Below are 8,769 nucleotides of genomic sequence, written 5' to 3' on the forward strand. Positions count from 1 at the left end.
CCCCGGCATCCCGCCCCGCGTGCACCAGCGTCACGGGCAGATGCCGCTCCCGGGCCAGCCGCGCCGCCCACCGCACCGCCACCAACGCCGTCGCGGACGCGCTCACCCCGACCACGATCTCGTCCGCCATCGCCGGTTTCCTCTTCCCCGGAAAAACATGAAGCCCAGAAAAGCATTCACCCCGGAGAAAAAGGGGACGGGGCGGCCCCGAGCCGCCCCGTCCCAGGAGCCTCCGGGCGGACAGTATGGCCCCGACCGGCCGTCACAGACGCTCCTCATCCCGGGTGGTGAGTCCCCGATCGACAACCACCCGGATCATGCTGATGCCCCGAACACCTGCACGTGCCATCGAGTGTGCGCCAAAACTCGCCGTCATGCATATGGCTGAAAGTCCCTAGTTCGAATTGACCGCGGACCCCGGCACGCCGCCTCCTCGAGTCGAGGTGCTCGTGCGGCTGTCAGGCGGTCTTGATCGCACCGCCGTCGATGACGTGATCCGCGCCGGTGATGCTGCCGGACAGAGGTGAGGCCAGGTAGGCGACCAGGGCGGCGACTTCGGCGGGCTCCACGAACCGGCCGGTGGTGACTCCCATCCCGGCCGGTAGCTGCGCCAGGAGTTGCGCGTGCGGCACGCCCATCGAGCGCGCGAGCTCCGCACCGTAGCCGTCCGGGGACTCCCACATGGAGGTGCGCACCGGGCCTGGCGAGACGGTGTTCACTCGTACGCCCAGCGGGCTGACTTCTTCGGTGAGCGCCTTGCCGAACGCGGTCAGGGCCGCCTTCGCGGTGGTGTACGGCATCGGCCCGGCGTGCGGCATCCGGGCTCCGTTGGACGAGATGTTCACGATCGCGCCCTTTCGCCGCAACAGGCTGGGCAGTGCGGCACGAGTGGTGCGGACCGCGCTGAAGAAGTTCAGCTCGAACGTCCGGTGCCATTGTTCGTCGTCGAAGGTGGCGAAGCCGCCGGTCTGGCCGCCGTCGCTGTCGCCGCCACCGACGTTGTTGACCAGCAGGTCGATGTCCCCCAGCTCGGTCAATGCCCGCTCGACGAGCTGGACGGGGCCCTCGGCGGTGGAGAGGTCGGCCCGCACCGCGATCGCACCGGATGCGGCCAGCTCCGGCGGGGCGGTGCGCGAGCCCGCGACCACTCGCATGCCCTCTTCGAGCAGCGCGATGACGACGGCCAAGCCGATACCACGGCTGGCACCGGTCACCAGGGCAGTCTTGCCTGCCAGTTGAACGTCCATCTCTTGAACCCTCCCAATCGCGTCACTGAAGACGCTGCACTCTTCTTAGTTGAGACAGTAGTGTTGCAACTAATCGTGCGCAAGGGACTCTCCTGTAGTGTTTTTCGTGACGAGGAGGTAGCGGTGACACAGCAGGAGCAAGCACGCCCGGCCGGACGCGCGCGGCGGGCGGACGCCGAGCGCACCGTGCAGGCGATTCTCGAGGCTGCCGAACGTGTACTGAGCGCCGATCCCACGGCGTCCATGGAGCAGATCGCCGCGGCGGCCGGCGTGGCCAGGACCACCGTCCATCGGCGGTTCGCCACGCGCGACGCGCTGATCGACGAGCTGACCGGCTGGGCCGCCCAGCGGTTCGCCGAAGCGGTGCGTCGTGCTCGCCCGGAGACCGCACCACCCCTGGTCGCGCTGTACCAGGTGACCGCGAACGTGCTGGACGTCAAGATCGGCTGGGGATTCGCGATGAGCCGTGCCTTCTCGGCCGATCCCCAGGTCGCCGGGGTGCACGCCGGAGTACGCGAACAGTGCGACCGCCTCTTCCTCAGGGCGCGCGACGCCGGGGTGATCCGGACCGACGTCGATCTGGACTGGGCCCGCCGCGTCTACTACGCGCTCATTCACGAAGCGACCCAGCAGCCCGAGCCGACGGACCCGACGGACACAGACGCGCTCGCCACGCTCGTGGTCGACACGCTGCTCCGGGGAATCGGCGCCAACGGCGGGCTCTGAGCCGTCCGGCGAGGTCGGCCAGACCCGCCGTGTCGGCGTGATCGCACCGTCGGCGGGCGACCTGACCAGCTAAAACTTCCCTACATCACCGCTGGCGGTAGCTTCGGGAGGTGGCGTCGGAACCACCTGGTCAGGCCCGCGTCCACCTCGCGCGCGAGCGGCAACTGCGGTGCGGGCTCGATGCCGGGCTCGTCGGCGAGCGGATGCGCCAACCCGGGGATCGACAGCAGTTCCGACGGGCTCCCCAAGGCGTCGACGAGACGAAACGCGTCGGCCCGCAGCGCCGGATCATCCAGTTCGCCGCTCACGACCAGCAGCGGCGCGCGCCCGGCGATCTCGCCCGCCCTGGCGACGAAGTCCAGGCTGTCGACGGCCTCCTCGGACTCGGCGTCATACGGGTAGTCGCCCGGGAACAGGTCGACGACGGAACGCATCCGGATGGCGGCGTTCACCACGGCCCCGGCGAAGACCGGGGTCTCGGTGTCGGCGAGGATCCGCAACGCGACGGCCCCGCCCAGTGAGCCGCCGAGCACGCCGATCGGGCCGTCGCCGACCGGAAGTCGCGCACGGATCGACGCCAGCGCGGCCGGGAACTCCTCGGTCGCCTGCCGGACGAACGGGTACAGGGCGGCCATCAGGACGTCCTTGCGGAGCAACGCCAAGCCGGCTTCCATGCTGCCGTCGACCATGCGCGCCCCGCACATCGGCATGCCCAGGTGCACCCGCCACGCGGGCAGGTCGTTCATGGGCAGCGCGGCGGCGAACGCGGCGTCCGACCTCGGCGCGTCCAGCATGTGCCAGGTGACGATCAGCGGCGCGGGGCCGTCGTGGGCGGGTGGCACTGCGGTGAACGGCACTCCGGCCGCCGTGCCCGTGAGAGGTGAGGACATGGCGGTCACGGTAGGGCCGCGGCCGGGTACCGGGACCCGGTTACGCCACCAGCGGAACCCGCGCGGCGGGCCCTTTTCCCGTGAGGGGTCCCCTCACGGTCGATACGACTGTGAGGGGACCCCTCACGGCCCCCATTTCCCTCACGGCGGTGGGACTCGGTCAGGCGGTGCGGAAGAAGCGGTCGAGCACGCGGGTGCCGAAACGCAGGGCGTCGACCGGGACGCGTTCGTCGACGCCGTGGAACAAGGCCGAGAAGTCCAGATCGGCCGGCAGCTTCAGTGGGGCGAAACCGAAGTTCCGGATGCCCAGTGACTGGAAGGCCTTCGCGTCGGTGCCCGCCGAGAGCATGTACGGCAGCGTACGGGCGCCCGGGTCTTCGGCCAGCACGGCCGCGGTCATCGCGTCGACCACCGCGCCGTCGAAGGAGGTCTCGACCGGCGGGAGTTCCATCCACTCCCTTTCGATGTCCGGGCCGAGCAGTTCGTCCAGTTCCCGGTCGAACGCCTCGATCCGCCCGGGCAGGATCCGGCAGTCCACCGACGCTTCGGCCACGGACGGGATCACGTTCGCCTTGTAGCCTGCGGTGAGCATGGTCGGGTTCGCGGTGTCCCGCAGCGTCGCCCCGATCATGCGGGAGACGTTGCCCAGCTTCGCCACCGCGCCTTCGAGGTCGTCCTCCGGGAAGTCCCAGCCGGTGATCTCGGTGACCCCGGCCAGGAATTCCCGCACCGAATCGGTGAGCACCAGCGGGAACCGGTGGTTGCCGAGCTTCGCGACCGCTTCGGCCAGCTTCGTCACCGCGTTGTCGCGGTGGATCATCGAGCCGTGCCCGGCGGTGCCGCGCACGCGCAGCGTCATCCAGCGGATGCCCTTCTCCGCCGTTTCGATCAGGTAGGCGCGCACGTCGTCGCGCAGGGTGATGGAGAAACCGCCGACCTCGCTGATCGCCTCCGTGGCGCCCTCGAACAGTTCGGGCCGGTTGTCCACCAGCCACTGGGCGCCGAACTTGCCGCCCGCCTCCTCGTCGGCGAGGAAGGCGAAGATGATGTCGCGGGGCGGCACGATGCCGTGCCGCTTGTAGTGCCGGGCCAGTGCCAGCGTCATGCCGACCATGTCCTTCATGTCCACCGCGCCGCGGCCCCAGACGTAGCCGTCCTGGATGGCACCGGAGAACGGGTGCACCGACCACTCGGCCGCATCGGCCGGGACGACGTCGAGATGGCCGTGGACGAGCAGCGCGCCGCGGCTCGGATCGGCGCCGGGCAGCCTCGCGATCACGTTGTGCCGGTTCTTGCCGCCCGACTCGACGTAGGTGATCTCGTAGCCGACCTCGGTGAGCTTCTCCGCCACGTACTCGGCGGCCTCCCGCTCACCGACCAGGGTGGCCGGGTCGCCGGTGTTCGTGGTGTCGATGCGGATCAGCTCGCTGGTCAGCGTGACCGCTTCGTCTGCCGCTGTCTCGATCAGGTTGGGTTCGCTCACCCGGCATTCCTACCATCATCAGCCGCCCGCCAGCCTCGTGATCCCATAGGCCAGCGCCGCGACCACGCCCGCCGCCGGGAAGGTGAGCAGCCAGCCGAGCACGATGTCCCGCGCCACACCCCACCGCACGGCCGACAGCCGCCGCGTCGCGCCGACCCCCATCACCGCCGAAGTGATCACGTGCGTGGTCGACACCGGTGCGGCGAACACGAACGCGGTCAGGTACAGCACCGACGAGCCCACGGCCTCGGCCACGAAACCGTGCGGCGGGTCGAGCGGGAAGACCCGCCGCCCGAGGGTGCGCATGATGCGCAGGCCGCCGGAATAGGTGCCCAGCCCGAGCGCCGCGGCGCACAGCAGCGTGACCCAGATCGGCACCGTGTACAGCTGCTGGTAGCCGCTGGCGACGAGGGCGAGCACGATGATGCCCATCCCCTTCTGCGCGTCCTGGAGCCCATGCCCGAGGGCGAGGCTCGCCGCCGAAACCACCTGCAGCCGCCGGAACGTGTGTCCCACGCGGTGCTGGTTCCGGCGCCGCAACGCCCACAGCACCGACACCATCGCCGCGTAGCCGAGGACCAGCCCCACCACCGGCGACAGCACCATCGGCACCAGCACCTTTTCCACCACCCCGCCCCAGTGCACGGTCCCCGCCGACGCCAGCGCGGCGCCGACGAGCCCCCCGACGAGGGCGTGCGACGAGGAGGACGGCAGGCCGAAGTACCAGGTGATCAGGTTCCACACGATCGCGCCGAGCACCGCGGCGAACACCACCGACAGTGCCGCGGTTCCCTTCGGTGGATCGATCAGGCCCTTCGCCACCGTCACCGCCACCCCGGTGCTCAGCAGCGCGCCGAGCAGGTTCATCACACCTGCCAGGATCAGCGCGCCGCGCAGCGACAACGCGCGGGTCGAGACCGCGCTCGCGATGGCGTTGGAAGCGTCGTGGAAACCGTTGGTGTAGTCGAAGAACAGAGTCAGCAGGACCACGCCCGCCACCGCGGCCGCGGTCCCCATCAGGACTCCTTGACCGCGATGGTCTGGATGACGTCGGCGACGTGTTCGAACGAGTCGGCCGCCGATTCGAGCCGGTCGACGACCTCCTTGGTCTTCAGCACCGTCAAGGGGTCGCGGACGTCCCGGCCGTCTTGGTCCTCCCCGTTGAACAGCACCGCCAGCAGGCGCCGGTACACGCCGTCGGCCTGGTCCTCCAGCTCGTTGATCTCCTCCCAGTAGGCGCGCAGATCCGAGACCTTCCGCAGTCCGGGCATCGCCTCCGCGGTCAGGGCGGCGGCCCTGGCCAGCAGTTCGACCAGGGTGGCCACCCCGTCGGGGAAGTCCTCGATCCGGTAGAGCACGGCCAGGTCGGCCGCCTCGTCCATGTCGTCGAGCACGTCGTCGATCCCGGCCGCGAGCGCCTGGATGTCCTGGCGGTCGAACGGGGTGATGAACGAGGTGTTGAGCTGCATCATGATTTCCTGGGTCGCGGCGTCGCCGAGGTGCTCGGTGTCGTGCATCAGCTGCGCCACCCTGGGCCGCTCGGCCTGCGGCACGCTGATCAGTTCCGCGAGCAGCCCGGCACCGGTGACGAGGTTGCCTGCGGCGCCGGTGAGCAGGTCGAAGAAGCGGGTGTCGCGGGGTTTCAGGCGCACAGCGGTCCCTTCAGGCTCGGCTTCCGACCCCGGTGGTGAACTCGCGCAGACGACCGGCCGGGCTGTGCGGCGCCAGCGGCGGTGTTTCCAGGCCCGCGCCCTCCCGCAAGCCGTGCAGGAACTCCGAAAGGGCCTCGGTCGCGGAATGCCGGGGCGTCCAGCCCAGTTCCGTGCGCGCCCGGCCGGTGTCCATCAGAGGGAGCCGTAGCACGGTGGCGAACAGGCCGGGTGTCGCGGGCACCGCGTGCAGGCGCCAGGCGGCGGACAGCGCGGTGCGCACCAGGCGGCCGGGCACCGGAACCCGGCGGGCGCCCAGCAGATCCGCCAGCACCCGCGCGTCGATCACCGGGTCGGCGGCGAGGTTGAACGCGCCCCTGACGTCCGTCAGCGCCGCGAGCCGGTATGCCTCGGCCGCGTCGTCGGTGTGCAGTGCCTGCACGCGCAGCCCCGGCACGTCCGGCACCAGGGGCAGCAGCGACGGGCGCAGGAGGCTGCCCGGGACCAGCGGCCCGGCGAACAGGCGGCGCTGTTCGGAGGCGGACTCCCGCTTGAACAGGAAGGCCGGGCGCATCCGCACCACGCGCACGGCCGGATTGCGCGGCTCCCAGGCATCGAGGCAGCGCTCCAGATAAGCCTTCTCGCGCGGGTAGGCGGCCTCGGGCCAGCCGTGGGTCGGCCAGCTTTCGTCGACGGCGCGGTCCTTCGGGCCCGGTGAGTAGGCCCCCACCGACGAGGCGTGCACCAGCGTCTTCACCCCGGTGCGGGCGACGGCCTCGAACACGTTGATGCTGCCGAGAACGTTGGCCCGCCAAGTGGTCACGGGGTCGTGCGTGGGCTGGAACAGCCACGCCAGATGGATCACCACGTTCGCCCCGCGCAGCAACGGGTCCAGTTCGCCGGTGGCCACGTCGGCCACTTCCCAGCGCAGTTTCGGGTGGGACCAGGCGGGGCGGCGACGGGCGATCCCGACGATCGAGGAGACCGCGGAATCGGCCGCCAGCGCCTCCACCACGCTCGTCCCGACGTTTCCGCTGGCCCCCGTGACGACGATCCGCAGCCCATCAGCCATGGCGAACGGCTACCCGTTCGACGGCGGCCCAATCACGGTTTGGCTTCGGCCGCACCGGGCAACACGACGGCGACGGGGGAACGACTCGGGAGAGGCGGGGCAGCATGAGCACACCGCGGCAACAGCAGGAGCCGCCGGGCACCACCGGTCCGATGCGGCCGCAGCCGCGCGACAGCATGGCGGGCTACGTGGGTCGCGACCTGTTGCGGGACCGGCGTGCGCTGGTCACCGGGGGCGACTCGGGGATCGGCCGGGCGGTCGCGGTGGCCTTCGCGAAGGAGGGGGCCGACGTGGCGATCGCCTACCTGGAAGAGCATTCCGACGCGGAGGAAACCGCGAAACTGGTGCGGGAGCAGGGCCGCGAATGCGTGCTGCTGCCGGGGGATCTCGCCCGCGCCGAGCACTGCGCCGAGGTGGTGGCCGAGACCAGGCGGTCGCTGGGCGGCCTCGACCTGCTGGTGAACAACGTTGCCACACAAGAGGAACTGGACTCGCCGGACGACCTCACCGACGAGCACTGGCTGCACACCTTCGACGTGAACATCCACAGCTACTTCCGGGTGACCCGGGCGGCGCTGCCGACGCTGGGCGAGGGCAGCGCGATCATCAACACGGCCTCGGTGAACGGGTTGCGCGGCAACAAGAAGCTCATCGACTACTCGGCCACGAAGGGCGCGGTCATCGCGTGGACGTATGCGATGGCGCAGGCACTCGCACCGCGTGGCATCCGCGTCAACTGCGTCGCACCGGGTCCGGTGTGGACGCCGCTGATCCCGTCGACGATGTCCGAGCAGCACGTCGAGAAGTTCGGGCAGCACGTGCCCCTGGGCCGGGCCGCCCAGCCGGACGAGCTGGCACCGTCCTATGTGTTCTTCGCCGCCGACCGGCTTTCCTCGTACTACACCGGAGAGGTGCTCGCCGCCCTCGGCGGCGAGACCCTGCCCGGCTGAACAGGGGTGCGTCATGGAGCAGGAACGATCCGAACAGCAGGAAAACCTCGAACTGGCACCGGAACCCGAACCGCTGGAGGATCCGGTGTCCTGGCGGGCGGAGGATCCGGACTACGCCCGCGAACCGGACAGCGAGGAGTCGGGCGGCCAGTTCACCCCGTCGCCGGGCTCCCCCGGCGCCGCCGACCAGGAACATTTCGAGCATCCGGCGGGCGGGGCGGAGCAGCAGTCGCTCCACGTGCGCCGCCCCTGAACCGTTTGCCCCGTCACGATCACGGGAACTCCGGTGACACGGGAACAGACCTTGGAGGTGCATTTCCCATGCCTGGACGTGAAGTACTGCCCAGTACGTTGCGTCGCTCGCCGAAGAAGGCCCAGGAGACCTGGATCAAGGCGCACGACTCGGCCGCCGAAAGCTACGGCGACGGCCGCCGTGCCCACCAGACCGCGTACGCGGCGCTCAAGCACAGTTACGAGAAGGTCGGGGATCACTGGGAAGAGAAGGGCCACAAGGGCCCGTCGGACGCACAGGCGAAGGGCGGCGCCGGGCGGCGCAGCAAGCAGACCGCGGGCGGCGTCGACGCCTCCGCCAGCAAGGAACACCTGTACGAACTGGCCCAGCGGCTGGACATCAAGGGCCGCTCCTCGATGAGCAAGTCCGAGCTGGTGAAGGCGATCCAGCGGGCCAACACCCGCGAAACCGCCAAGTCCCGCGGCAGGTAGGCAACTACCGCCCCGGGTCAGGCGGACAG

11 protein-coding genes are annotated in these 8,769 nt (G+C 70.3%); 4 read left to right on the top strand and 7 right to left on the bottom strand.

The features are described from left to right. Together FNH05_RS24995 and FNH05_RS25000 are read right to left on the bottom strand one after the other, a co-directional pair. Positions 1-130, bottom strand: a 130-nt coding sequence (locus FNH05_RS24995) for a universal stress protein (protein WP_186382721.1), incomplete at its 3' end; no start/stop codon positions are given. Positions 131-458: 328 nt separating this feature from the next. Beyond that, complete coding sequence (locus FNH05_RS25000) at positions 459-1,247, bottom strand: oxidoreductase (protein ID WP_144591155.1); 789 nt, start codon at positions 1,245-1,247, stop codon at positions 459-461. Positions 1,248-1,370: 123 nt separating this feature from the next. Here FNH05_RS25000 and FNH05_RS25005 point away from each other — a divergent pair, with 123 nt between their 5' ends. Beyond that, positions 1,371-1,973 carry a TetR/AcrR family transcriptional regulator gene (locus FNH05_RS25005; RefSeq protein ID WP_144591156.1) on the top strand — a complete coding sequence of 201 codons (603 nt, stop codon included), beginning with the start codon at positions 1,371-1,373 and terminating at the stop codon, positions 1,971-1,973. An 80-nt stretch (positions 1,974-2,053) separates the two neighbouring features. Here FNH05_RS25005 and FNH05_RS25010 read toward each other — a convergent pair whose 3' ends face one another. From FNH05_RS25010 to FNH05_RS25030, 5 genes are all read right to left on the bottom strand, one after another. Continuing rightward, positions 2,054-2,863: an alpha/beta hydrolase family protein gene (locus tag FNH05_RS25010; protein ID WP_144591157.1), complete on the bottom strand. Its 810-nt coding sequence runs from the start codon at positions 2,861-2,863 to the stop codon at positions 2,054-2,056. A 160-nt stretch (positions 2,864-3,023) separates the two neighbouring features. Next, complete coding sequence (locus FNH05_RS25015; RefSeq protein ID WP_144591158.1) at positions 3,024-4,346, bottom strand: M20/M25/M40 family metallo-hydrolase; 1,323 nt, start codon at positions 4,344-4,346, stop codon at positions 3,024-3,026. 18 nt (positions 4,347-4,364) lie between these two features. Next, the gene (locus tag FNH05_RS25020) at positions 4,365-5,363 is read right to left on the bottom strand and encodes an inorganic phosphate transporter (RefSeq protein WP_186382722.1); all 999 of its coding nucleotides are present in this window, start codon (positions 5,361-5,363) and stop codon (positions 4,365-4,367) included. Continuing rightward, complete coding sequence (locus FNH05_RS25025) at positions 5,363-5,998, bottom strand: DUF47 domain-containing protein (protein WP_144591160.1); 636 nt, start codon at positions 5,996-5,998, stop codon at positions 5,363-5,365. The genes FNH05_RS25020 and FNH05_RS25025 overlap by 1 nt, the downstream gene beginning before the upstream one ends. Positions 5,999-6,008: 10 nt before the next feature. Further along, complete coding sequence (locus tag FNH05_RS25030; protein ID WP_186382723.1) at positions 6,009-7,067, bottom strand: NAD-dependent epimerase/dehydratase family protein; 1,059 nt, start codon at positions 7,065-7,067, stop codon at positions 6,009-6,011. 104 nt (positions 7,068-7,171) lie between these two features. On the opposite strand from FNH05_RS25030, the gene FNH05_RS25035 reads away from it, so the two are divergent. The 3 genes from FNH05_RS25035 to FNH05_RS25045 all read left to right on the top strand — a co-directional run bounded on the left by FNH05_RS25035 (position 7,172) and on the right by FNH05_RS25045 (position 8,740). Next, positions 7,172-8,017 carry an SDR family oxidoreductase gene (locus FNH05_RS25035; RefSeq protein WP_144591161.1) on the top strand — a complete coding sequence of 282 codons (846 nt, stop codon included), beginning with the start codon at positions 7,172-7,174 and terminating at the stop codon, positions 8,015-8,017. A 13-nt stretch (positions 8,018-8,030) separates the two neighbouring features. Further along, complete coding sequence (locus tag FNH05_RS25040) at positions 8,031-8,270, top strand: hypothetical protein (protein ID WP_144591162.1); 240 nt, start codon at positions 8,031-8,033, stop codon at positions 8,268-8,270. 68 nt (positions 8,271-8,338) lie between these two features. Further along, positions 8,339-8,740 carry a ChaB family protein gene (locus tag FNH05_RS25045; RefSeq protein ID WP_144591163.1) on the top strand — a complete coding sequence of 134 codons (402 nt, stop codon included), beginning with the start codon at positions 8,339-8,341 and terminating at the stop codon, positions 8,738-8,740. Positions 8,741-8,769 lie beyond the last annotated feature (29 nt).

The organism is Amycolatopsis rhizosphaerae, from assembly GCF_007713715.1.
GTDB lineage: Bacteria > Actinomycetota > Actinomycetes > Mycobacteriales > Pseudonocardiaceae > Amycolatopsis_E > Amycolatopsis_E rhizosphaerae.

What these genes read in the sequence shown, in the direction of transcription:
- FNH05_RS25040 (WP_144591162.1), top strand. Translation starts at nt 8,031, where the DNA reads ATGGAGCAGGAACGATCCGAACAGCAGGAAAACCTCGAACTGGCACCG.
- FNH05_RS25020 (WP_186382722.1), bottom strand. Translation starts at nt 5,363, where the DNA reads ATGGGGACCGCGGCCGCGGTGGCGGGCGTGGTCCTGCTGACTCTGTTC.
- FNH05_RS25045 (WP_144591163.1), top strand. Translation starts at nt 8,339, where the DNA reads ATGCCTGGACGTGAAGTACTGCCCAGTACGTTGCGTCGCTCGCCGAAG.
- FNH05_RS25010 (WP_144591157.1), bottom strand. Translation starts at nt 2,863, where the DNA reads ATGTCCTCACCTCTCACGGGCACGGCGGCCGGAGTGCCGTTCACCGCA.
- FNH05_RS25000 (WP_144591155.1), bottom strand. Translation starts at nt 1,247, where the DNA reads ATGGACGTTCAACTGGCAGGCAAGACTGCCCTGGTGACCGGTGCCAGC.
- FNH05_RS25035 (WP_144591161.1), top strand. Translation starts at nt 7,172, where the DNA reads ATGAGCACACCGCGGCAACAGCAGGAGCCGCCGGGCACCACCGGTCCG.
- FNH05_RS25030 (WP_186382723.1), bottom strand. Translation starts at nt 7,067, where the DNA reads ATGGCTGATGGGCTGCGGATCGTCGTCACGGGGGCCAGCGGAAACGTC.